The following is a 25,032-nucleotide window of genomic DNA, read 5'->3' as shown; positions in this document are numbered from 1 at the left end:
CATATTTTGTATATTTTACCTATTTATCCAAAATATAATAGTATCTCAATGCACAAGGAGGATCTATTATGTTTCGTAAAACAGCGGGTGAAGCGCTTGTTGATTTGCTTATCGAATGGGGCGTTGACCACATTTACGGCATGCCTGGGGATTCAATCAATTCAATTATTGAACCGCTTCGAAAAAAACAAGACAAAATTAAATTCATTCAAGTTCGTCATGAAGAAGCAGGTGCTTTGGCGGCCGCTTCCTATGCAAAATTAACAGGTAAACTCGGCGTTTGTATGGCGATTGCTGGACCTGGGGCGATTCATTTATTAAATGGATTATATGACGCGAAACTAGACCAAGCACCGGTACTCGCAATTACAGGGCAAGTTGAATCAGATTTACTTGGAACTGGGTTTTTCCAAGAAGTAAACTTAGAAAGAATGTTTGATGATGTGGCTGTTTATAATCAACGAATTATGTCAGCTGAACAACTCCCTGCAGTTGTAAACCAAGCGATTCGTATGGCATATACAAAGAAAGGTGTATCTGTTCTTACCATACCAGATGATGTTCCGAAGTTTGAGGTGGAAGCTGGTGCACGTATAACAAGTTCTTCTTTTACATTGCCTGAACTTTTTCCGCAAGAAGAGGATCTAAAATTGGCAAAATTAGCATTGAATGAAGCGAAAAAACCTGTTATTTTAGCCGGAAAAGGAGCAAAACATGCGAAGGAATCTTTACTTGCATTTGCAGAACATATTAGTGCCCCAATCGTTTTAACACTTCCAGCAAAAGGGATTATTCCTGATGAACATCCTCTTTGTATAGGTGGATTAGGATTAATTGGGACAAAACCGTCTTACGAAGCAATGAAGAATGCGGATACATTAATTATGGTTGGTACTTCTTATCCTTTTACTGGCTTTTTACCTGAAAAAGCCAAAACGCTTCACATTGATACGGACCCTGCGCAAATTGGAAAACGTTATGCGACAGATATCGGATTAGCTGGTGATGCAGATAAAACATTGAAATGGTTTTTAGAAAATGTAGAGAAGCATACGGATCATTCATTCCTAGAACATCATCAAGAACTGATGAAAAAATGGGAAGAGAAATTGCATAACCAAGAAGAAGATTCTTCTACTCCAATTAAACCTCAAAGAGTGATGCACGCTTTGCAACGTGTCGCTCATGATGATGCAATTTTATCAGTAGATGTTGGAAATGTCACAGTATGGGCTGCCCGCCATTTTCGGATGACGAATCAACAATTCATCATCTCTAGTTGGCTCGCAACACTTGGATGTGGCCTTCCTGGAGCAATTGCTGGCCAACTTGCTTATCCAGATAAACAAGTCTTTGCGATCTGCGGTGATGGTGGATTTGGAATGACGATGAATGATTTTGTCACTGCCGTTAAGTATAAATTACCAATTATCGTTGTTGTATTAAATAACCATAAAATCGCTATGATTAAATTCGAACAAGAAGTAATGGGAAATGTTGAATTTGGTACAGACTTAACAAACCCTAATTTTGCAAAATATGCAGAAATATGCGGCGGAGTTGGTTACCGTGTTGAACATATCGGTGAATTGCTTCCTGCTTTTGAAAGTGCTGTTAAGCAAGATAAACCTTGTATTATTGACGTAGTAGTAGATGTAAATGAAGCACCCATGCCCGCAAAAATTACATTTGGGCAAGCAGCAGGCTATACGAAACATATGTTAAAAGAGTTATTTGAAGAAGGAAAAATTGATTTACCACCTTTGTAAAATCGAAAAAAGATAGATGAAAACAGATTGTTCTCATCTATCTTTTTTATTTTGATACTTCTTGATGGAAAGAAAAATCTTCTCTTTCACTTTTCACCTGTTTCTCGACTTTCTCTTCTTTCTTTCCTACTTTCCTTCTTCTCAGATTTCCTATTCCAATCGACCCTTGCAGACTATTACTAATAAGATTTCCTGCCAAAATAGTCAGACTATAGAAAAACATCGGTATAAGAACGATCCAAGTATGTGTGGTCAAATGGCGGAAATTTTGTCCAATTAGTCCTGTCCATTCCTTCGTCACACTATCTGCTTCACCGCTAAATAATATAGTTCCTCCAAAGAATAACTGGAGTAAGCCAAGATGCATAAGTAACAGCAACATGCTAACAAATTGCTGGGCAACAAGTAAGAAAAAAGATGGTACAAGATGAGGCCAAACATGGTGACATAATCGATGCCACTTACTGCCTCCAAGAACAGTTGCTGCCATCATAAACTCTTCTCGTTTTACACGCTGTACCTCTTGCCCTGTATACAGCATAACAGTCGGCACAGCCAAACATGTGAGAATACTAATTTGAAACAGAACTCGCATTGCGAAAGGAACTGGAAGCGTACCATTTTCAAAGAATAAAACTTCTCTTAACATAAAATACGAAATCATAATCATGGGAACAATACTAAATGGATCAAAAAATGCAGAAATAGCTGGAAAAGAACGTTTACTATACATACCAAGAAGTAAACCTAGCCCTCCTCCAATGATAACCCGCAAAATCGCAACAATTAAACTCGCACCAATTGTCCATTTTGCCCCTTCTATTATTAATTGAAATAAATCTCTTCCTTTACTGTCACTTCCAAACCAAAACTGAGATGATGGAGGAAAAGGAGCTGCTTCTACTTGTCCTTTTTCGTTATACAACATCGTTACTTCCCGAATTTCCCCATCAAAAAATAGAGTATTTCCGATACTGACAAGCAAAAGTCCGCTTAAAAAAATCAAACCAATCCAAAATCGCATGTCATGTTTTAATGTTTGCCACATATTACACACGCTCCTTTATCACATTTTGCATGAGCGTATGCAACAAGCGAAATAAGAAGAAAATCGGAACATATAATAGAACTAAGCAGACAGTAAACACTTCTATTTTCGAATTTTCTTTTACGAATACAAACATGCCATATGTATTAAAGAGCCATTCAATGATATAAAGATTGGATAACATGAATAAAATATTCGTTTTCGCATAGTAAACCGTAGTAAGTAACACGTTTCTTGAAATATGGTGCGTTAATATATGTCGTAAACTTAATCCTTTACTTTTTGCAAATATACTATAATCTTTTTCTAGCTCTTCTCTAAAACGGAGTAATAATAGTTTAATAAATAATAACGTTGTCGGTAATGTGAGGCATAAAATCGGTAAAAGGCGAACCCTTTCTCCCGCAAGCCCTGCAAACTTCACTGGCATCCATCCTGTTTTTTGAAACACAATCACTACCAAAAGTTGTGATAATAAAATAAGTAGAATATCCGGAATACTTTCAAGTGTAAGAAAAACCCCATTCCATACACGTTGCCTCATATGAGAACGCTGCAGTACCCATACAACAAGCACATACGCTATGAATAACGACAGTAGAAAAGACGAAACAAACACTAGCATAGTTTCCAAGTAATGTATCCAAATTTGCGGAAATAGAGTTCGAGAGTCCCGAAACCCATACATAATTTCCCCTGGATGAAGTAATTTCTCACCAAGGTATAAAATCGTTTTTCCATATCCAATAGGATCCATTTGTAATCCTTTAAATAAACGGGGGAGTGCCCCTAAACAAAGAATACATCCCAGTGCAGCTAATAATTGTAAAAAAGTAATCCACCACCACTTTCCAACTCGAAACAACATGAAATTTCTCCTCCCTTAACCCTTAATTTATTTTTACAAAATATTCAAAAAATGTAAACTTTATTTTTTAGATTTAAAATGAGACCTAGCAAAAATTCTTAACAAAAGAGTAGCACCTGTTACTTTCTTATAGCAGAGGACTACCTCAGCTTTAGCACACAAAAAAGAGCAGAAAACTCTGCTCTTTTTTTCAGTTTCAATTTCTTTAGAAAAGAATACATTATTTTGTCATTTGTTCTTTCGGCAAAACCATTCCTTTATATAACTGTACCGTAATCCAGTAGTATAAGGCATAAATTACAAGAAAAATAGATATTGGCATCCATACTTTTACAAACGGATCAACTAAGAAGAGACGGAACAAGTTAAGCCCTACTAAAATGTGAGAAATACCAATGATAGCTGGAAAAATAAATAGATATGAAATTTCCTTATAAATACTACGTGACAACATACTACGGCGTGCTCCAATTTTCCGAAGCATTTCATAGCGGCGTACATCACGAGAAGCTCCGGTTAAAATTTTAAACATAAGAGAGCTCGCCATCATTGCTAAAAAGGCAATTCCAAGGAAGAATCCCATGAACATCGTACCGCTCATAAAACTATTCATAAATTGATAAGTTGTCATTTTTGTATATAATTCTACTTTTCCACCTTTTGCTTTTTCTACTAATTCTTTTTGTCGTTGATCAATATCTATTAACAACGGTTTATACTTTTGTAAATCGTCTACTTGTATGAGCGTAACACTATGCTCTGTTCCTTGAATGTTTTTATAATGGTTCGCATCAGCAATTCGAACAGGTTTTCCATTAAATTGATTATGTGTAACTTGAATTTCTCTTACAATCGCATCTTCCCAATCACTCGGAACATGCGGGAGTTTAAGCGGAGCATCAGGTGCTTCCATAGATGTGTATAGAGGTTCAGTTAAAGGTTCTTTTACGCGTTTACGTACAGGCTCTTTTACATTCTTTGTATCCTTATGATCTGAAATGAGCGGCGGCTTTGCCGTTAAATCATCTCGTAAATAATAGACTGCTTTTCCGTCCACTTTATACTTATATGTTTGTTGCTCTACAATTTTCATTTGCTTTAATGCGGCTGTATCTTTTTCATTCGGATCATGAATCGTCGCATCATAGACTCGAGAAAAATCCGTCATAATGCCGACGTTTTTTTGAAAAGCCATCCCAGCTGTCATCGCTCCTGCACCAAGTGCAATTAGCATCGCGACAGTCCCAAGCACCCGTGATAAACTATTGATTCGAAAACGAAGCTGAGCATATGTAAAACTATTTAAACCTGTTTCATTTCGTTTTTTGTTACTTTTTAACCGCGTCACAAACAACGGTAACAATGAACTAAAAATAAAATATGTCCCTATCGTTGTAGCACCCGTTGCTAGTATAAAACCTATTTCACGTAACTTATCTATATGAAGGATAGAATAATACCCTGTTCCTAACAGTAACACTCCCATTACAGTAAAAATGATAACACGGCGTCTACTCTTTTCTATTGCATCTTGTGTTTCATCTTCACGAAGTAACTCAAGTTCAGTTTTACGTAATAAACGTATACTATTGATAAATCCAGTAATTATAAATAAGATCAAGAAGAATCCACATGTAACAAGAACTGCAGGTATATAAAATGGCGCATAGCCTTTCGCTGAAATTTCTAAACCATTCATTAAAAAATTCCCTGCTGCACTTGCTAGTAATATTCCTACAATAATTCCAATGATAATGCTAACAATCCCCATACCGAATGTTTCTATAAATAATAGCTGTGCGACTTTTTTCTTCTTCGCTCCGAGCATCATATACATACCAAGCTCTTTCCTGCGCAATGTGAGTAAAAAAGAATTAGCATATACAATATAAAAGACTGTAATGAAGGAAAGTAAGACAGCACCAACCCAAAATACAAGTCGAATACTATTAATCATACTATTATCTTTTGTAAATTGACTGTTGATTGCCATCGTTTGGAACATATAGAAGATACTTATACTAATAACGAGACCAACAAGTAAAACAAGATAATCCTTTAACATCTTTTTCATACTATGACGTGATAATTCCAATAACATGCTCTCGCCCCCTACTTGGATTCAGCCGCTGAGCCCATATGAGCAAGCACACCTAAAATATCTTGATAAAAATCCTCACGTGTTTCTCGGTGTTTCAATTCTTTATAGAGTAGTCCATCTTGAATAAATAGAATCCGCTGACAATAACTCGCACTAAATGCATCATGCGTCACCATTAATATACTTACTCCATGATTTTCATGTAAATCTTGCATCGCTTCTAATAAACTCTTCGCATTTTTACTATCAAGTGCACCTGTTGGTTCATCCGCTAATACAATAGCAGGATTATGTACTAAAGCCCGCGCCGCAGCTGTTCTCTGTTTTTGTCCACCAGAAATAACTGATGGGTACTTCGTTAAAATCTCCATAATCCCCAGTTTCTGTGCAACCTCATTTACTTTCCCACTTATCTCACTTGAAGGCACTCCTTGTAATGAAAGTGGCAATGCAATATTTTCATAAATCGAGAGGTTTTCAAGCAAATTAAAATCTTGGAAAATGAACCCCAGTTTTTGAGAACGGAAATCTGATAATGCGTTCCCCTTCATGGAAGTGATATCTGTGCCTGCTATTGTCACACTTCCTCCTGTTGCATGATCAAGTGTACTAATTACATTAAGTAGTGTCGTTTTCCCTGATCCAGAAGGTCCCATAATCCCAACGAATTCCCCTTTTTGTATCGTAAGCGATACCCCTCTTAATGCTTTTGACTGACTTTCATTTCTTTTACCATATGTTTTCTCCACACTTTTTACTGTCACTACATTTGTTGCCATTTCTATCACTCCATCCCCATTTGTATATCATTACTTTGCCATACGTTTCTTAGGTTTCCACTACATAAATTCTTAATATTTCTTAAATTTCTGACTTCATTTCTTAATATTCTCAATTTTATTTACAATCTGCCCGCGATTTATCTTACATTCACCTTACATTTTTGTAAGGTACAAAAATAACAAAATGAAATCCCACCACCTCCCCTTCGCTTAGAGACGGTTGCTTCTAAATATATTAAGACAAGCATAATGTAAAATAAGTAAAAATGGGGAGGATTAAATTCAATGAAGCGTTCCGAAAATATAGTGAGTAAACGCCTGCGACAGATTACTATTGCTGGTTTATTCCTTATGTTACTTATAACTACAAGGTTTGGATATATGATGTTTCTTTATGAAAATGGTTTTATATTAGAAAAAAGAACATAATAGAAGCAATAAATACGAATACGATTGGTAGTTTAGAAAATATCTTTGAATTAGACTTACAGGGTTTTCATTGGGTTAAGATTGATGAGCTAATTCATTTGAGTAAAATCGATCCAAGCGAACATCATTAATTGAATTAACAAAACATGTTCTCAAAAATGCATAGGCGAACCCTCGACATATATTAAATTAGATCATGGTTATATCCTTTACAAGGAATCTAGTGGAATGAATATAGCTTTAGAGATTAAGAAGAAAAATGATGAATGGAAAGTAGAAAATAAACAGGTTAAAAAAGGAATTTAAAAACAGTTAGAATGCCAAGTGTCTGGAAAACTTACTCAAATTATAATGAAAATTGGTTCAACTAATAATCAGTGGGGCTGAGGCATCTCCACTGATTATTGTTTCACTTTATATGTAAGCTTTTAAATGTGCTTTTTCTCAAAACCAATGATGATTTCACCTTCATGGTAAAATTCTATAACAAAGTTATTTGGACAAAAAAGATAAGTATCGCTACCAACCGCCGTTACATCGTCAATATTACGCAATACATCTTTTAAGTCTGCATAGAGTACAGGAGCTGGTCCCGTGCTCCATAGAATATATACTTTACTTGTCAATGGAATAAACTGATTTATTTTATCTATTGAGGCAACAGTACATTGAAGTGCAACCTTATTCCAAGCGATTCGCCCCCACCATTCAAAAGGATAAGATTCACTTAATAATGTGTATATTTCCTCTCCTTTTTCAAGAGATAATTCTTTTGTTTCAACACCTAACATGCAAGTACATTCCTCATATAAAGCACCATAAGTAGGTTTATGCTTTTTCTTGTTTGCTTCAAGAAGTTCTGAGAGCCTTTGAGCTCTTTGGTTTTTATTCATCATGTCGTCCACCTACCGAAAGCATTTACTAAAATCTTTATAAATAGATAAAAACTCTTTTATTTCTTGGCTAATATTCTCTAAATTTCCATATATATTTTCTGTGGCCAAATATATTTCCTCATTAAAATTATAAAGCTTTGTATGTACATCATCTAACTCTTCACAGCAATCATACTGTACCAAACTAGATATAAAAAATTTTATTTCCAATACATTTTCTTCACATACAATAAATTTCTCCCATAAAAGTCCCAATATAATTTTTAGCGGTAATTTTTTATCATATCTTCCCTTTATGTTTTTTAATTTAGATGCAATATCAACCAATTTATCATTACTAGATAAAGAAACTTCTATAATTTCATTAGAAGGATAATCCAATTTTTCAATTGTTTGATCAGCCCAATTAATTATGTCAGCTTTTGAAAATATTCCAATTTGTAATCCTATCCTATAAACTTCAGCCATTTCTTTTACATTCACCATATATAGCCCCTTAAACTTTTTAATAATTATATAATACAATAAAACGAACCTTCCATCAGTGTTTTTTCTTCGTCCCACCTCCCTTCCTCGTTTCTTTCTGAATCTTGAGGCATACTTTTTTGCTAAATGGATTTTACAAACTTCTAGACATTCCATAAAAATCAGGATATACAAGATTAAATCCAAATTTTTGATATAACTTTATACTTGATACATCCGCCATTACTGTAATATGAGTATTCTCACTAGAAACTCCATCTAGATACGTCAATAATCCCTTTAATATAATGTCTTCTATCCCCTTATCCTTCTGCAAAGGCGAGACGATAATATCAACAATTTGAAAGAAATAAGCTCCATCACCAATAACTCGCCCCATACCCAAAAGTTTTGAGTCAGTTCCTCTCACAATAACTGAATATGTTGAGTTGCTTAAAGCTATTTTTGTAAGTGCTTTTTTTTGTGAGTTTAGTCCTACACTTTTTCTTAGTTCCATATACTCTTTTACATTCGGGATTTCATGCAATATATTCATTTTGTTCCCCCTGCCTTTTTACTTATAATGAAATGAACATCTATACAATCAAATATACAACACTAATGCAAGTGATAATGTTATAACAGAGTTCTCCAGTAAAACACACATTCATATAACAAAAGTTTATCGAAGCACTTTAATCTTTTTATTTAAGGTTTACATCCACTACTAGCTTTGATAAATTTAAAATCAACCTTTCGATTTAAGGGAGTGCTACAATGCATTATTACAAACCAATAGAGATTGCTAAAGAACTTCAAATCAGTACAAGTGCTTTAAGGCATTATGAATCTTCAGGGGTTGTACCATCTCCTGAACGTTCTGAAACCGGATATCGCCTTTATACAAAGGTACATTTAGCCTACTTTCGCTGTCTTCGCGCAATGGTTCCTGGGTTTGGGTTCACAGTCACTTATGATGTACTTCGTCATATTCAAAACAAAGATATGGACCATGCATTTTGGATTGTCAACGCAGAACAAGCAACATTACAGCATGAAAAAAACTCGCTGATCAAACACTTCTATTCCTACAGGACAAAAATTTGACTGTTATGAACGATAAGAAAGTGAAAAGTACAATGACTATAGGTGAAGTAGCTTCCATAACTGGTGTACAAACCTCTGCTATTCGTCATTGGGAAAAAGAAGGACTAATATCCCCAAATAGAAATCCTGAGAATGGATACAGGTTGTATACCCACATGCACGTAAAACAAGTTCTTCTTATTCGTACTTTAAGAAAAACAGTTTACTTTTTAGATAAGATGAAAGAAATTATTCAAGCTGTGGAAAATCAAAGTATTAAAAAGGCAAAAAAAGTTACTGAGAATGCACTTTTAAGTATTCATCAAAGAAACCGGCAACAATATAACGGTGTTCATAAGTTGGTAGAGTTGTGCAATGAGATTGGATTAATGAATTACGACGATGCTTCTCTATTAAAACCTAATCATTCTTTTGACCAGACAAAGTAAAGCATCTGTGAATAATTTTTTTATTGTAGTAAAAAACACACCACTTATTAAAATTGGTGTGTAGCAACATTTTTTATCCCGCATTAACGGGCAGTAAGACCCCTACCTCAAAATTTAGTCAAAACAAGGAAGTTAGGTGATGGATCAACTGCCCATAAAAGCCCGATTGGTGAAGACAAATAATCAGTGGGAGATGAACAAAACCCCACTGATTATAGTTTCACTTTATTTAGAGCATTTATTATAAATTTCATCCTGCACACTTTTCATAAATACAGATAGTGAAACCACCTCAGATTTCTCTTCACCATATTTACGCACATTTACAGATCCATTTTCCATTTCTTTATCCCCTATAACAAGAACATATGGTACTTTTTGAATCTGAGCTTCCCGTATTTTATACCCTAACTTTTCACTTCGAATATCTCGTTTCACTCGAATACCAGCCTGTTTGAACTTTTCTTCCATTTCTTTTGTATATTGATCATGTGCTAAAGTAGAAACAGGAATTATATTTACTTGAACTGGAGCTAACCACGCCGGGAATGCGCCGCCATAATGTTCAATTAATATTCCTAGAAAACGATCAAAAGAACCTAATACAGCACGGTGGATAACAACTGGTCTTCTTTTCTCATTTCTCTCATCAATATAATTCAAATCAAATTTCTGTGGCATTTGGAAATCAAGTTGAACTGTTCCACATTGATGGCTTCTTTGCAAAGCATCTTTAATATGAAAATCAATTTTTGGTCCGTAAAATGCCCCATCTCCTTCATTCACTCTATAATTATAACTTAATGATTTCAGTACATTTTCAAGGGCCTCTTCTGCTTGGATCCATAGCTCATCATCACCCATTGAATCTTCAGGTCTTGTTGAAAGCTCAACTTCATATTCAAAACCAAATGTTCTATAGACATAGTCAATTTGTTTTAACACTGACTTTATTTCACTTTCTATTTGTTCAGGTGTTACATATAAATGCGCATCATCCTGGCAGAATGTACGTACTCTTAATAATCCGTTCAATGCACCACTGAATTCGTGGCGATGTACTTGACCAAATTCACACATTCGAATTGGCAAATCACGATATGAATGTAATTTATTTTTAAAGATAAGCATGTGTCCAGGGCAATTCATCGGTTTTAATGCAAAGCTTTTATTGTCTACCTCTGAGAAATACATATTATCTTTATAATGATCCCAGTGCCCTGATTCTTCCCATAGCCCTTGATTCATCATAATAGGAGTGCGCACTTCTTGATAATCGTATTTTTGTTGTATTTCTCTTAAAAAAGCCTCTAACTCATTTCGGATGATTTGTCCTTTCGGTAAATAAAAAGGCATCCCAGGTGCTTCTTCTGAGAACATAAATAATTCAAGTTCATTTCCAAGCTTGCGATGATTTCTCTTTGCTGCTTCTTCTACAAACTGCAAATATCTTTCTAATTCTTTTTGAGAAGAAAATGCAACACCGTATACACGCTGAAGTACTTGATTATTACTATCTCCGCGCCAATATGCACCAGAAACATGAGTTAATCGAAATGCTTTTAAATAACCAGTTGACGGTAAATGCGGACCGCGGCATAAATCTACAAATTCTCCTTGTTTATAGAGTGTTACAACTTCACCTTCAGGAATCGCTTCTAAAAGCTCCAACTTTAAATGATCATTTACTTCTTCAAACAGCTTTGCTGCTTCCTCCCTAGAGATTTCAACTCGTTCTATCTTCAAATTTTCGCTTATTATATTTTGCATTTCATTTTCAATTTTAGGTAGGTCCTCTATAGCTATGCTATTTGGAAGATCCATATCATAATAAAATCCATTTTCAATAACAGGTCCTATCCCAAGTTTCACATCACCGTATATTCTTTTTACAGCTTGCGCTAATATGTGGGCAGAAGTATGTCTTGCGATTTCTACACCTTCCGCTGAATCCATAGTGATGATTTGCACTTTCGCATTTCCTTCAATGTTTCGGCGTAAATCAAAAACCTGACCATTCACCTTTCCTGCTACTGCCTTCTTTTTTAAACTAGTACTAATTGATTCTGCAATTTCCTCTAAAGTAATTCCTTTTACAAATTCTTTTACACTACCATCCGGAAATATAATTTCAATCATCTGTTCTCTCATTGTTCATCTCTCCATTTCATAATAAAAAGCACACTCATCCCTAAAATAGGGACGAGCGTGCTTTTACCCGTGGTTCCACCCAGATTCCCACCGTAAAAATACAATGGCTTCTTTTGCGGTAACGTCGCTTACACGGCACTAGATACTTTGATTTTCCCCAGTGCAGCTCTAAGGTGGTAAGTTATTTCCCTGCGTTAGGAAGTTCTCAGCATTCCTTCCCTCTCTGTATAACCGTTTAAAATAACTCGTGTCCTTTTCTTCGCTTATTATGAAATTAAAAATAAAAAAGCATACTCATCCCTAATAAAAGGGACGAATATGCTTATATTCGTGGTTCCACCCAGATTCCCACCGTAAAAATACAATGGCTTCTTTTGCGGTAACGTCGCTTACACGGCACTAGATACTTTGATTTTCCCCAGTGCAGCTCTAAGGTGGTAAGTTATTTCCCTGCGTTAGGAAGTTCTCAGCATTCCTTCCCTCTCTGTATAACCGTTAAAAATAACTCATATCCTTTTCTTTGCTTTTATAATACATCCATTAATTGTTATTTACTATATCCTATTCATTTTATTTTTGCAAGTGTCAAAATATATTTTTTGTTCAATAAAAAAGGAAAACTAAAAACAATTTTCATGTTTTTGGTTTTCCCCTATTTTTTACCAATCTTGTGGTTCGTAGTTTAAGTCTGCAAATAATCTTTTTTTCTCTTTCTTCGTTAAATCTCTCCACTGTCCAACTGGTAAATTATTCAACTGAATATTCATAATTCGCGTACGTTTTAATGTGTATACTTGATATCCTAAAGCTTCACACATACGACGAATTTGGCGATTCAATCCTTGTGTTAAAATAATTTGGAATTCATATTTTGATAACTGTGTTATTTCACAAGGAAGTGTTTTTGTTCCTAAAATTTTAACACCCGCTGCCATTTGTTTTAAAAATTCAGGCGTAATCGGTTTATCTACTGAAACAATATATTCTTTTTCATGTTTATTTTCAGCACGTAAAATTTCATTAATAATATCGCCATCATTCGTTAACAAAATTAAACCGTCTGAATCTTTATCAAGACGTCCAACGTGATTAATTCGTAAAGGATGATTCACTAAATCGATAATGTTCCCTTTAACTGCCTTTTCACTTGTACATGTAATACCTACTGGTTTATTTAAAGCGATATACACATGGTCACGAGCAATTCGAAGCTGCTCTCCATTTACTCGCACGTCATCACCTGGTTGTACTTGGTCACCTATTTTTGCAACCTTTCCGTTAATAATTACTCTTCTTTCATTAATTAATTTATCTGCTCCGCGTCTAGATGCTTTTCCAGATTCACTAATAAATTTATTTATACGCAAGTTAGGCACATCCTTTTCTCTAAAAATTTCAAGCTCACACTGCTTCTACCGTACAATAACAAAAGAGTAAGCCTCCTAATATAACTTAAATATATTAACATGAATGGGTATCTGACGTCTTCTATAATTTTCATGTTTAAGAGAATAGAATTCGTCTTATTGAACTACATACCAATAATACATTCACTGCACTCCTTCTACTTTTAAACTAATAACTCATACAACCATAACTACTAAAATCATTTATCCTAGATATACATCATTTATTCACTTTTTTTATAATTCATATACAGACCATTCTTTTATACATGCAGCTTGCTTTCCATTTATATTTTCAACATCCTCCGTTACATTAGCTAATTCATATAATCCAGGGAAAATTTCTTTCACATAACTTTGATGTGATATTTCATTTTCCCAAAAAGAAAGGACGACATAACGATTAGCGTTTTTAAGAGATCTTCCCACAACGCCGCCTAACATTCCTTCTAATTTTTCCATTCCTTTATTCCAAATTGTTTCCTGTATATGCAAAAAGTGCTGTTCCCTTCCTCTTTTCACATCACAAACTGCAGCTCTGACAAATAGATTTTTTGTAAGTACATCCGTAAATGAAGTAGCTTTCATATCAAATAACGTTTGAAACAACTCTACTTCACAAGATAAATACGTATCCTTTTGATTGCTATTATGAAAAATTGGATCGTGCATTTCATTCATAAATTTTTGATATGTATTCATGTTTTCCCATACAGTAAACACACAGGCCTCATCTTCATTCCAGCCTCCAAATTGTCCATGAAATCCCTCTAGATTTTGTAAATCTCTCCATTTCTCTTGTGCCTCTGAAAACAAACCCTTTTTCTCTTTTTCTACCTGACAAAATATCGTTTTTAATAACATACTGCTCCCCCTTACTATACATTCCATGTCCCTTTTGCAATGCTTGTTACTTCTCCACCTACAAAAACCTCGATTACATCCTCTTTTTCTTCAGCTCGTATATATAATAAAGATGAACGATTTATCTCATACCCTTGTTCAACACGCAAATTTATTTTCTTTTTATCAAAATAACGATGTTTTATTAAATATGCTGCTAAACATCCATTAGAGCTACCAGTTCCCGCATCTTCCGGAATACCATAGTACTCTGCAAAATCACGGACATTCAGATCATTTACTTCCTCATACGTTTCAGAAGAAAATACCATAATTCCTTTTGGCTCTATCTTTTCGATTAGTTGAAAATATTTTTCCTTATTTATTTGAACTTCCTTTACAGCAGCTAACGATTTTAACGGCACAAGAATAACCGGTAAACCTGTTGATACTTCTTGAATTGGATATCGAAGGTCTATTTGAGAAATATCAATATTTAGTACTTCTGCAATCATATCTCTATTCAATTCTCCTCCAAATTTAGGTTCATTTTGATGCATCCATAATACATTTTCTTCATCGTGAAAAGTAACCTCTACAGAACCACCTTGGAAATGTAATAGAATATTTTCAAGCGTATCATTTTGAAGAATTGCTTCTTTGAGTACAAAAGCTGTTCCTAATGCAGGATGTCCAGCAAAAGGTATTTCTTCATTTGGTGTAAAAATGCGTACATCATACCCTCCGTTTCTCTGTTCTTTTGAGAGAATAAACGTTGTTTCAGCATAGTTTATTTCCTTTGCTATTAACTGCATTTCCTTACTTGAAATTTGATGAGCATCTACAAATACTGTAAGTTGATTCCCTGTATACTTCCCTTGTGAAAAGACATCTACAATATAGAAATCCATCCTTCCCATTTCTCCCTCATATATAGTTCTGAAAAAAACTACTTTTGTTTACATAATAATATTATGTTTTATAAAACCCAATATTACTTAGGTAATTATTAGATTCATTTATCATCCAATTCCCGAACGTTTCTAAAAATACTAAAATACCCATTGTGTCATCTAAAGGGTCAATAGCATATTGCAGCGCTTTCCTCATGTTTTGTTCTTGTTCAGGAAAATGCATACTAAACATCTCATATGCTGGATATAAGTCTCTAGAATAAAGTCCTTCCCTATCAATTGTTAGTGCTAAACCCGCTCTGACTACTATCTTCATAATCCAGCGGCAACAATCTTTTATATCCTCCCTACCTTCATTATGAATTAACTCTTCACGTGCCTGCTCGATTTGTGCCTGTAAATGAATAAGATGTTCATACGCCAATTCCTTACTTACTTTATATTTAGGCAAACGTGGCCTTATATCCTCACCGAATATACATACCCCATGTGTTTGAATCATAAAACTTATAAAAGAAAAATGAGCAGAATGTATCACTTCTTCTACATCATAAAAACTTAATTCCACCCCAGATATACAATCAAATTTTTGGAGCAGTTGTTGTTCTACACTTTCGATCCATTCCAAGTCTATTTTCTTTGGATCTTTTCGAACTAATATAATTGTATCTATATCTGCAATCCCTTTTATTCCAATCCCTCTTGGAACAGATCCTCTAATGTAAATACTATGAAGATCATCCTGTAACAAACGGAAACATATATCCTTTACTTCTTGTATAACTCTCAGAAAAACTGGTTGAATATTATTGATATGTGAGTCATTAATGATGTATCCTGTACCATCCACAGGACAAAAACGACCTATTTTTTTAATAATTGACAATCTATCAACTCATTTCTATATAAAGTGTTACTTCCATGTTATATAGAAATGAGTTATAAATCAAAAAATTCAGAATAAAAAATTCGGAAAAACATCTATTTTGATACAATTGTAACAGTATTTACATTTAATACATGATTCAATAAAGTGAAACTTTAATCAGTGGGAGTTTTCTTCAACCCCCACTGATTATCAGCCCGCACCAATCGGGCTTTTACGGGTAGTTAATCCCCCACCTAACTTCTTTGCTCTTGCTAAATTTTGAGGTGGGGGTCTTACTGACTGCAAATAGCGGGATAAAAAGAGTATTTTCATAATAAATCTATAATTTTTAGCAACCGATTCAGCGCATATACAAAAGTTTGATTATTATTTCTTAAAAACTTTTTCTTTTTTCGACAAAATACAACAATTTCCGAATGTGTAACTTGTTATTATAGATTAATACATCTTGTTTTTCGCATATTAGGAGGAAATATCCAATGAGAAAATCGTTTCATAAAAAATGGTGGTTTTGGCTTTTTAGCATGATGATTATCACTAGCATTGTGGCCATTATTTTTTTGAACTACACGAAAGAGACAAAAATACAAACTACTAAAGAACCTGTCGATAAAAAAATCTATCAACAAGAATTAAAATCCCAAATCGATTTTCTTACTACAAAATACGATAATATTATCGAGCAAGAATGGCTACCAGCATGGACTGAAATAAATTTAAATCCAAGCAACATAAATACAGCTGAATCACTAGATAAAATGAACAATGTAGCTAATCATTATAATGAACTAGCTAAAAAGATGGATGCTTTTAACGCTGAAAACAACATGAATGATTCTGATTTAAAAAAGAAAATGAATAGCTTTAGAAAAGAATTTATTGCTGCTTCAAATTGTATGGAAAATGCTACTTTATCTGTTATACAAAGTTTTAAAAATGGTACACCATTGGACCAAAGTATACATAACGCAAAAGAATCTTTAGGACTTGCCGACCAACATATTGTAATCGCGTTATCCACTTTAAATGAAATAGAAGAAATATTAGGGGTTACACAGAAATAATTTCATTATTTTATCCCTTTTATTTTAAGTAGTACAATTAAAAATCTTTTCTTAAAAATTATTTTCCAATAAAAAATGATTGCAATTCGTTTACAAGGAACCTATAATATTGTTTATTGATTATGTAAAAACCATTTCATATCAATATAATTAATTTTTTAACCACATAATTCGGATGAACCATTCAGGAGAAGATCAATTGATCTACCGACGGGGCAAAAAGTTGATGACTCAGCTTTGAAACTCTCAGGTCTTGATTATAAGTAGAACTGCATGGGGACGAATCTCTGGAGAGACTCCCTCTCGCTTCCATATAGCGCGGAGGAAAAAGAGCACCGAAGGAGCAAATCCGCTGTATTAGCGGATAATCTCTCAGGTAAAAGGACAGAGACAAGCGAAAGAAAACGCCGATTTGTATCGGTTTATTTTTCTATTCCTTGTTTCTCCAGAGACCATTTCATTTATGTGAAGTGGTTTTTTATTTTTTCTAAAAGGAGAATAGAGATGGAGACAGTAAGTAAAGTATTAGAACAAATTAATCACTACGTATGGGGATTACCGACCTTATTCCTTCTAGTTGGAACTGGAATCATTCTCACAGTGCGTTTAAAAGGTTTACAGTTTCGTAAGCTATTATACGCTCACAAACTAGCATTTAAAAAATCAGAAGATGCGTCTTCTTCCGGAGATATTAGTCATTTCCAAGCACTAATGACAGCCATGGCCGCAACCATCGGAATGGGAAATATAGCTGGTGTCGCAACTGCTGTTACAATCGGTGGTCCAGGAGCAATATTTTGGATGTGGATTACTGCCTTGTTTGGTATGGCAACAAAATATGCAGAAGCTATTCTTGCGGTAAAATATCGTGTAAGTAATGAAAATGGGGAATATTCTGGTGGCCCAATGTATTACTTAGAACGTGGTTTAGGGAAAAAATGGCTCGCTATTTTATTTGCGATTTTCGGGACAACCGCTTCTTTTGGAATCGGGAATATGGTGCAATCAAATTCCGTTGCAGAAGCTATGAGAATCAATTTTTCGTTTCCTCCTGCTTTAACTGGTATATTAATGGCTTTCTTAATTGCGATTGTTATTTTAGGTGGCGTGAAAAAGATTGGAAAAGTGACTGGTTTTTTCGTTCCACTTAAAGCTTTCTTTTATGTAATTTCTGGGCTCATTATTATTTTTTATCACTTCGATCAAGTTCCAGAGGCATTTTCACTTATTTTTTCTGGTGCGTTTCAAGGTACTGCCGCTGCTGGTGGTTTTATTGGTGCAACAGTTGCTTCTGCTATTCAAATCGGGATGGCACGTGGAGTATTCGCCAATGAAGCTGGCTTAGGAAGCGCTCCAATTGCCGCTGCTGCTGCAAAAACAGATTCACCTGCAAAACAAGCTCTTGTGTCAATGACGGGAACTTTCCTTGATACATTTATTGTTTGTACAATTACTGGTTTAGTACTAATTACTACAGGTGCATGGAAATCTGGAAAAACTGGTGTGGAAGCAACAACACTCGCTTTCCAATCTGTATTTGGTAGCACTGGTAGCATGATTCTTGGTATTGCAATTATTTTATTCGCCTACTCCACTATTTTAGGATGGTCATATTATGGTGAAAAATGTGTAGCTTATTTATTTGGACAAGGTGCCGTACGATACTATAAAGCCATCTTCATTGTAATGATCGCAATTGGCGCCAACTTAAAACTCGGAATCGTGTGGACATTTGCTGATATCGCAAATGGACTTATGGCCATTCCAAACTTGATTGGTCTAATTGGATTAAGCAGTATTGTGGTAGCAGAAACAAATCGATTCTTACAAGCCGAAAAGTTTAAAACATCAAATAAAAAAATTGCAAGTTAATCAAATTTTCAAGCAAAGGGTATCCCATTTTTATATGGGATACCCTTTATTAGTTTTTATATAATCTTTTTACTTCGTAACATTCCTTTACAAAATTGATAATTCCATTCCTTTCTTTACATGCTTTAAGTTTGATGTAAATACTTCAGGAGCATACCAATTTATATATGCACTCGGACATTTGACCTCATCAATATTTGTATTCTCTCTAACTAAAACTGTTAATTCTTCAATGTATTCTATTACTTTTCTCAAGTCTGTTTTTACACCTATAGGCCCATGTCCTGGCACTGCTTTATCAATTTCAAATTCCTCAATCATTTCTAACATACGCTTCCATTCTTGAAGATTAGATTCTTCAAAAAAAGTAGGATGTGATTTCACAAATAACAAATCACCCATAAAACAAACCTTCTCTTTAGGTAAGTAAAGAATCGTATCACAAACGGAATGGCCTCCACCTAACGTAATCAATTTTGCGGTTCTCTTCGAACCATGTATAGTAAATTCATTTTGGAAAGAATATTGAGGTAATATAAGTTGCAGTGTAGGTAATGAAATCGCTAACTGATTCAAGAATGAAATCTGTTTTCGTAAGCTTTCATCATTCTTTTGAGCGAATTGATCTTGTAGGGATTGTATATATGTATGTAAACCTTCTATGTCTTGTTTCTGTTTATCAATTCTGGAAGGATGAATTTCTGCCATTTGCTCGTATGTTTTATAACTAGATATGATATTACAATTTTTAAAAACTTGATTTCCACGAATATGGTCTCCGTGCCAATGACTGTTAATAACCCATGATATAGAGTGACCTGTTATCTTTTCTGCTATCTCTTTTAAATCTGCAGCTGCTTGTTGTGTATTAAATGTATCAAAAATGATGGTTTGATCCCCCATATTTATAAAACCCGCATTAGCTAAAGAACCTCCTCCTTCTTTCGCAATTGCCGCGTAAATACCATCTTTTAATTTCTCAATTGTAAAATGTTCGCTACTGCATGCTTTATACATTTCTTTCCTCTCCTCTCCTTCTATTCTCAATGTATTTGAATACTAAGCTCTCATTTTCTTCATTAAGATTTTTGTTCTACATGTAAATAAAATACAAAGTCCGTCATAGAAGATGGATAACCTAGCTGCCTCAACATAGCTGTTATATTCCCTCTATGATATGTTCCATGATTTACAACATGCTGCACTAATTCGGAAACAGATGTTTCCAATCTTCCAGCGTATGGATTATCAAGTATAACTACTTCATTGATATCTTTTTGTTTATCCAAAAACACTTTGTTTTGGTTTCTACTTGTTCTTGTAGTTGTTCTCCTATTTTTAGCGCTACAGTCATACTTTTGCCACTTAAAACATTTAGCCATACACAATCAACCACATAAATATGAATCAGTGCCTTTGCTATAGAAGGAAACACACTTTGAACTTCTTGATTATACACATCCTTTGGAAGTTCCTTTAGTCGCTCAAATATTCTTTTATTTGCCCATACATGATAATCAAATTGTTTTATCATACTTTGTTTCATATTACATTCCTCTTTTCCTTATATTTACACAACCACATACTTACCTCACAAAATATAATTCTAGTTCCTTAAATTCTGTTTTTTCATCTGCTTTAACAATACCAATTTCCTCTATTAAATTCTTTTGTATAGGTTTATAACTTACATGTGTCTTAAATTCTGTTTCAAAAGGAAATGGTGTGATTCGAATCTTTTTTTTATCTATCCACTCTGCTGTTAACGGATCGTTGGTACCTTTGTTAAAAATCTCAGTCCCTTCAAATCCGCCTTTAAATAAATCAATTTCTTCTTTTTTCGTTATACCAGGTTCATTCATACAAGCATATAAAGATAATTCATCGCAGAATTTCAAAAGTTTATAGTGCTTATCAAACATGGCATACTGCGTCTTTGTTAACGTTTTCAAAAATTGCTTTTGGCGATTTAATTCCTGCTTATAAAACGCTACCATTTCCTGATCTTCTTGATTAAGAGGAAATGATATGAAATGTTTACTACAAAGTGCAGCACCGTAAGGATTTGAATTTTCAATCTCATCAAGACCTAAAGTATAAAAAACAAACCTTAATGAACTTGGACAATCCATAAACGTATAAGGTGAATTTTTAGCATCATTCCAAATTGGTGTTTTATCTAAGCCAATCCATCCTCTATCATGTTCATAAATCGCATCAATACAATCTTTTAAATATGTTTTGTCTTCAAATACATCTTTTCTAAAATTTTTTGCAAATTCTCCCGCCAAAAATCCATGGTCATGCTGTCGAATTAATATGATTTCTTCTGGTTTTGTGCGAATAATCATAATCGAATTCCCCCCTCACTTCTATTTTATATATCGAATTTATTATAATCTATATAAATCCTTCCTTTTTCAAGGAGCAATAAAAATAAATTCCACTATACTTTGCAGGGATTCCGCCTCTTTCACCGAAATATAAGATAACAATACGACCCTACCAATCTTTTACATTAATAAATATTTCTCCATTCTATTATTCATTACACTAACAAACCTAGACAAAAAATTAATATGAGGTGAAAACATGAACAAAACTGAATTAATTAAAAATGTGGCTCAAACAGCCGATATCTCACAAAAAGAAGCTTCAGTAGCTGTTCAATCTGTATTTGATGCTATTACAAACGCTTTACAGACTGGTGACAAGGTACAACTTATTGGTTTTGGAACATTTGAGGTACGTGAAAGAGCTGCTCGTACAGGGCGAAACCCTCAAACAGGTGAAGAAATTCAAATTGCAGCTGGAAAAGTTCCAGCCTTTAAAGCAGGAAAGGAATTAAAAGAAGCAGTAAAATAATAATACCCCAGCCTAGACAAGGCTGGGGTATTATTATTTTACTGAAATTCATCTCATTAGTTCATATATATTATCCGCATGATATACTTCACAAATATAAAATACACATCTACAATTACTTACAATTTGATATTTTCTCGTAGGATATATACTAGATTGTAATAAGCAACCATCAAACAATTCAATAATATTTCCGGAAGGCTGATAGCCTTGATATAACATATTTTTTCTTACATCCATTCTCTCTATTAATTTTTCAATAGGGACGTTTCCAGTTTCTAATTCTTTTACAATTTCACTCGGTAAAAGTGAAGTATCAACAAAAATTAGATTTTCAGATAACACCTTTCCTTTGTAACTAATGGAAGAAATTCGATAAAGAAATGTTCCATTTTTATCAAAAAAACTTTTCACTTCTTTTGGAATATATTTTCGATCTAACATTTCTTGTTCCACAACATTGAACTGAATTGTATCTTTCACAATATTTTCTAAAGAAGCAATAGATGACTTTTCTTTAGAAAATAATAAATCTTTCACAACTTTAACTGCTGTAGCATCAGCCAATTCTCTTTTTTTATTTTCCACTACTAACATGACTAACACCTCTTCTATATTTATATAATCTAGCAGTCACTCAGACGAACATATTCCTAAAATTACTTCATATGAAAATGATCATAGTAGGTATCGGTTCTATTATCGATACACACTTCCATCAACTAATCAGTTACTGCTCATTAATGTGTGAGAAATCTACTACTTTGCAAAAGTGTTCCTGCATTAAACTGCCTCATTTCTGATACATCTTTGTTTAAAAAAGCTATTGAAGCAATATATCCTGATCCAGGCTGCAAATTCATCAAAGTTGTAGTCTCAACAAGCTGTGGCTTATCCTGAAAAACAAGTAGTTTCGGTAAATCATCTGGAGTTGATACAGTTAGATTAGAAGGTGATATCATTAACCCTTCTCCAGTCGCCTTAAGTATAGCTTCCTTCTGTGTCCAATAGGTTAAAAACCCTTCAATTTGTCTTTCAACTGGCAGTTGCATTAACTGAGCAGTTTCTATATCTGTTAATACTCCTACTGCCATTTTAAGTACATCAATATTAGAATTTATTTGTTCTACATCTATGCCGATTGGTGTAGATGTTGTAAATGCGACAGTCACTCTGTCTCCTGAATGTGATACAGATAGCTGCGGCATACCTACAGGTAATTGCGGGCGTCCATGAGCTAACTTACAAACTGAACAGGTTCGATCTATTGGTATATGAAGCGGGGACATTGCGAGCAGTTTTCCCAGTACCAATCGACTAATTGCACATCCAATAATAAATCTTGCTCGGTCCTTGGAATGATGAAATAAATTTGCTTTTTCACGCTCCGTTTCATTTAATAAACTATAATGCCACGATTGTAAGTCTGAAATTCGTGCCCACCATACTTGACATTGATTACTTCTTAGCTCTGGTACTGAATCTACAATCTCCCAATCTCTCATAAAAATTCTCCCCTTTTCATAACCCATATCTCATACTAAGAAAAGCATGGAATCTATTCAGTCTTTCGACAAATATCTCCATTAGCATTTCCTCTTCTAACTTTTTATCATTGCTATTGTAATAGAGAAACCTACCCAGATTTATTATTATACCTGGGCAGATATTTCCTCCGTTATTCACCTGCAACTGCTTTTGAATGAGCTTCGTTTGATTGGACTGACGTTTTTTTCTTTGGTGTAGCTATTGCATCCGTATCACGAATACGTAATGCAAACAATAATGCAATGCATAGAAATACAGCTGCACCAAGCAGGGCGATTTGATACGCTATAATACTAGCACTCTCATTTCCCGCTTCACTTACATCATTATTTCCAAAAGCAGCTAGAAGACTTGCAAGAATCGCAACACCGATGGCAGAACCTAATCGATTTTGCACATTAAAAATAGTTGTCGCTCTCCCCATTGAAGACGGATGAATAGTATTAAAAGCTGAAAATTGAACAGCTCCTACAGAATGACCTAGGAAAAATCCTATGCCGAATAGTAACATTCGAATTATCCAAGGGCTTGACTCTTGATTCACGAAACTTAACAAAACAAATATTATCGCCGAGCACAACAATCCAATAGAAATTAGCTTACGTGGCCCAAGTCTTTTATACGACCAAGGCACAATTTGTGAAGAAATCATGAGTCCAATCGCTTCTGGAAATGTAGTGAGACCTGTTTCTAGCGCTGACGCATGCAATACATTTTGATACATAAGCGGAAATACAAATAACATTCCGAGTAATCCAGCAGCTGAAAATAGCGAAATAAGACTCATATTCCGAAATAGACGATCTTGTAGTAAACGTAAATCCAGCATCGGCTGACTCACACGAAGTTCTACAAAAATAAAGAGAATGATAAGCAAAAGCCCACCTAATCCTGTTCCTATTATTTCTGGAGAGCTCCAACTTTTCGATGGACCTTGACTCATCGCATATATGAACATTGCAAAGCCTGGTGCGGAAAGCATAAAACCAGGTAAATCTAACCGCCCAGCAGTTTTTTCAATATGCTCTACTAAAAATAACGCTCCAATTAGTAAAGCTACTATTCCAAACGGTAGATTAATATAAAACGCCCAACGCCAAGACATATGTTCCACAAAGAACCCGCTAACAATTGGCCCTATTGCTGGTGCAACAGCAATAGGCAAGACGATGAACCTAGAAATCTTTGGCCTTTCTTGTGGTGAAAATGTGCGAAATAACATCGCCATTCCTACAGGCGTCAATAATCCCCCGCCAGCACCTTGTATGATACGGAATATATTTAAGGTAGTAATATTATCAGCCATTCCGCATAGCGCGGAAGCAGCTGTAAATACAGAAAGAGCAATTAGGAATACTCGCTTCGTACCAAACCGATCTCCAAGCCATCCAGAAATAGGTAAAAATACCGCAAGACTTACTAAGTATCCAACATTGACTGTCCCCATTTCTGAAGGCGGAACTTGTAGTTCATGACTAATCGTTTGCAGAGCTACATTTACAATCGTTGCATCCATAGCAGCCATAAACATAGCAGTTACATATACAACACTAACAACAATTTTCGGATTCAGCTTTAAATTCATTA

At 34.6% G+C, this 25,032-nt stretch carries 21 protein-coding genes, 3 pseudogenes, 1 riboswitch and 2 other annotated features; of the genes and pseudogenes, 6 read left to right on the top strand and 18 right to left on the bottom strand.

The features are described from left to right. Window positions 1–68: 68 nt before the first annotated feature. A complete protein-coding gene (locus tag J4P91_RS18905; protein ID WP_207995374.1) occupies window positions 69–1,769 on the top strand; it encodes a pyruvate oxidase in 1,701 nt (566 codons plus the stop codon). Between the two features lie 46 nt (window positions 1,770–1,815). On the opposite strand, the gene J4P91_RS18900 is transcribed toward J4P91_RS18905, so the two are convergent. The 4 genes from J4P91_RS18900 to J4P91_RS18885 all read right to left on the bottom strand — a co-directional run bounded on the left by J4P91_RS18900 (window position 1,816) and on the right by J4P91_RS18885 (window position 6,565). Continuing rightward, a complete protein-coding gene (locus tag J4P91_RS18900) occupies window positions 1,816–2,817 on the bottom strand; it encodes an ABC transporter permease subunit (protein ID WP_207995373.1) in 1,002 nt (333 codons plus the stop codon). A 1-nt stretch (window position 2,818) separates the two neighbouring features. Further along, entirely contained in the window at window positions 2,819–3,685 is an 867-nt protein-coding gene (locus J4P91_RS18895) for an ABC transporter permease subunit (RefSeq protein WP_207995372.1), read from the bottom strand. Between the two features lie 220 nt (window positions 3,686–3,905). Continuing rightward, on the bottom strand, window positions 3,906–5,786 hold the full coding sequence (locus tag J4P91_RS18890) for an FtsX-like permease family protein (protein WP_207995371.1): 1,881 nt from the start codon (window positions 5,784–5,786) through the stop codon (window positions 3,906–3,908). A gap of 11 nt (window positions 5,787–5,797) precedes the next feature. Next, window positions 5,798–6,565 carry an ABC transporter ATP-binding protein gene (locus J4P91_RS18885; protein ID WP_207995370.1) on the bottom strand — a complete coding sequence of 256 codons (768 nt, stop codon included), beginning with the start codon at window positions 6,563–6,565 and terminating at the stop codon, window positions 5,798–5,800. A 288-nt stretch (window positions 6,566–6,853) separates the two neighbouring features. Between J4P91_RS18885 and J4P91_RS18880 the strand changes: the two are divergent. Further along, window positions 6,854–7,303, top strand: a pseudogene (locus J4P91_RS18880) (hypothetical protein). A gap of 122 nt (window positions 7,304–7,425) precedes the next feature. Here the strand turns inward: J4P91_RS18880 and J4P91_RS18875 are convergent. From J4P91_RS18875 to J4P91_RS18865, 3 genes are all read right to left on the bottom strand, one after another. Continuing rightward, window positions 7,426–7,890, bottom strand: a complete 465-nt coding sequence (locus J4P91_RS18875; RefSeq protein ID WP_243763913.1) for a CDI toxin immunity protein — start codon at window positions 7,888–7,890, stop codon at window positions 7,426–7,428. A gap of 12 nt (window positions 7,891–7,902) precedes the next feature. After that, entirely contained in the window at window positions 7,903–8,379 is a 477-nt protein-coding gene (locus tag J4P91_RS18870) for a hypothetical protein (RefSeq protein ID WP_207995368.1), read from the bottom strand. A 133-nt stretch (window positions 8,380–8,512) separates the two neighbouring features. Continuing rightward, window positions 8,513–8,914, bottom strand: coding sequence for a GNAT family N-acetyltransferase (locus J4P91_RS18865; protein ID WP_207995367.1), 402 nt, complete (start codon window positions 8,912–8,914; stop codon window positions 8,513–8,515). Between the two features lie 221 nt (window positions 8,915–9,135). On the opposite strand from J4P91_RS18865, the pseudogene J4P91_RS18860 reads away from it, so the two are divergent. After that, a pseudogene (locus tag J4P91_RS18860) lies at window positions 9,136–9,893 on the top strand (TioE family transcriptional regulator). Window positions 9,894–10,118: 225 nt separating this feature from the next. On the opposite strand, the gene thrS reads toward J4P91_RS18860, so the two are convergent. The 5 genes from thrS to J4P91_RS18835 form a co-directional block, all read right to left on the bottom strand. Continuing rightward, entirely contained in the window at window positions 10,119–12,044 is a 1,926-nt protein-coding gene (thrS, locus tag J4P91_RS18855; protein WP_207995366.1) for a threonine--tRNA ligase, read from the bottom strand. Between the two features lie 44 nt (window positions 12,045–12,088). Beyond that, window positions 12,089–12,313 (bottom strand) — a binding site (T-box leader). A gap of 36 nt (window positions 12,314–12,349) precedes the next feature. Next, window positions 12,350–12,574 (bottom strand) — a binding site (T-box leader). 129 nt (window positions 12,575–12,703) lie between these two features. Continuing rightward, complete coding sequence (gene rluF, locus J4P91_RS18850) at window positions 12,704–13,411, bottom strand: 23S rRNA pseudouridine(2604) synthase RluF (RefSeq protein ID WP_017149579.1); 708 nt, start codon at window positions 13,409–13,411, stop codon at window positions 12,704–12,706. 276 nt (window positions 13,412–13,687) lie between these two features. Continuing rightward, a complete protein-coding gene (locus J4P91_RS18845; protein WP_207995365.1) occupies window positions 13,688–14,314 on the bottom strand; it encodes a DUF4937 domain-containing protein in 627 nt (208 codons plus the stop codon). A gap of 14 nt (window positions 14,315–14,328) precedes the next feature. Beyond that, window positions 14,329–15,213 carry a PhzF family phenazine biosynthesis protein gene (locus tag J4P91_RS18840; RefSeq protein ID WP_207995364.1) on the bottom strand — a complete coding sequence of 295 codons (885 nt, stop codon included), beginning with the start codon at window positions 15,211–15,213 and terminating at the stop codon, window positions 14,329–14,331. 52 nt (window positions 15,214–15,265) lie between these two features. Beyond that, entirely contained in the window at window positions 15,266–16,093 is an 828-nt protein-coding gene (locus J4P91_RS18835) for a nucleotidyltransferase (protein ID WP_207995363.1), read from the bottom strand. A 482-nt stretch (window positions 16,094–16,575) separates the two neighbouring features. On the opposite strand from J4P91_RS18835, the gene J4P91_RS18830 reads away from it, so the two are divergent. Further along, entirely contained in the window at window positions 16,576–17,160 is a 585-nt protein-coding gene (locus J4P91_RS18830) for a hypothetical protein (RefSeq protein ID WP_207995362.1), read from the top strand. Between the two features lie 277 nt (window positions 17,161–17,437). Next, a riboswitch (glycine riboswitch) is annotated at window positions 17,438–17,558 on the top strand. A 106-nt stretch (window positions 17,559–17,664) separates the two neighbouring features. After that, on the top strand, window positions 17,665–19,032 hold the full coding sequence (locus J4P91_RS18825; RefSeq protein WP_207995361.1) for an alanine/glycine:cation symporter family protein: 1,368 nt from the start codon (window positions 17,665–17,667) through the stop codon (window positions 19,030–19,032). A gap of 87 nt (window positions 19,033–19,119) precedes the next feature. Here J4P91_RS18825 and J4P91_RS18820 read toward each other — a convergent pair whose 3' ends face one another. The 3 genes and pseudogenes from J4P91_RS18820 to J4P91_RS18810 all read right to left on the bottom strand — a co-directional run bounded on the left by J4P91_RS18820 (window position 19,120) and on the right by J4P91_RS18810 (window position 21,383). Further along, entirely contained in the window at window positions 19,120–20,049 is a 930-nt protein-coding gene (locus tag J4P91_RS18820; protein ID WP_207995360.1) for an MBL fold metallo-hydrolase, read from the bottom strand. 62 nt (window positions 20,050–20,111) lie between these two features. Continuing rightward, window positions 20,112–20,566 (bottom strand): annotated as a pseudogene (locus tag J4P91_RS18815) (DinB family protein). Window positions 20,567–20,618: 52 nt separating this feature from the next. Further along, window positions 20,619–21,383, bottom strand: coding sequence for a DUF3891 family protein (locus J4P91_RS18810; protein ID WP_207995359.1), 765 nt, complete (start codon window positions 21,381–21,383; stop codon window positions 20,619–20,621). A gap of 241 nt (window positions 21,384–21,624) precedes the next feature. Between J4P91_RS18810 and J4P91_RS18805 the strand changes: the two genes are divergently transcribed. Then, window positions 21,625–21,897, top strand: a complete 273-nt coding sequence (locus tag J4P91_RS18805) for an HU family DNA-binding protein (RefSeq protein ID WP_017149588.1) — start codon at window positions 21,625–21,627, stop codon at window positions 21,895–21,897. Between the two features lie 48 nt (window positions 21,898–21,945). Here the strand turns inward: J4P91_RS18805 and J4P91_RS18800 are convergent, their stop codons facing one another. The 3 genes from J4P91_RS18800 to J4P91_RS18790 all read right to left on the bottom strand — a co-directional run bounded on the left by J4P91_RS18800 (window position 21,946) and on the right by J4P91_RS18790 (window position 25,030). Next, complete coding sequence (locus J4P91_RS18800; protein ID WP_207995358.1) at window positions 21,946–22,494, bottom strand: cold-shock protein; 549 nt, start codon at window positions 22,492–22,494, stop codon at window positions 21,946–21,948. A 143-nt stretch (window positions 22,495–22,637) separates the two neighbouring features. Next, a complete protein-coding gene (locus tag J4P91_RS18795; protein ID WP_207995357.1) occupies window positions 22,638–23,402 on the bottom strand; it encodes a 4'-phosphopantetheinyl transferase family protein in 765 nt (254 codons plus the stop codon). Between the two features lie 173 nt (window positions 23,403–23,575). Beyond that, on the bottom strand, window positions 23,576–25,030 hold the full coding sequence (locus J4P91_RS18790) for an MDR family MFS transporter (protein WP_207995356.1): 1,455 nt from the start codon (window positions 25,028–25,030) through the stop codon (window positions 23,576–23,578). Window positions 25,031–25,032 lie beyond the last annotated feature (2 nt).

Source organism: Bacillus sp. XF8 (genome assembly GCF_017498755.1).
Taxonomy (GTDB): Bacteria; Bacillota; Bacilli; order Bacillales; family Bacillaceae_G; genus Bacillus_A; species Bacillus_A bingmayongensis.
The sequence above is the reverse complement of the archived record's forward strand: the minus strand, read 5'-3'. Positions and strand labels throughout refer to the sequence as shown.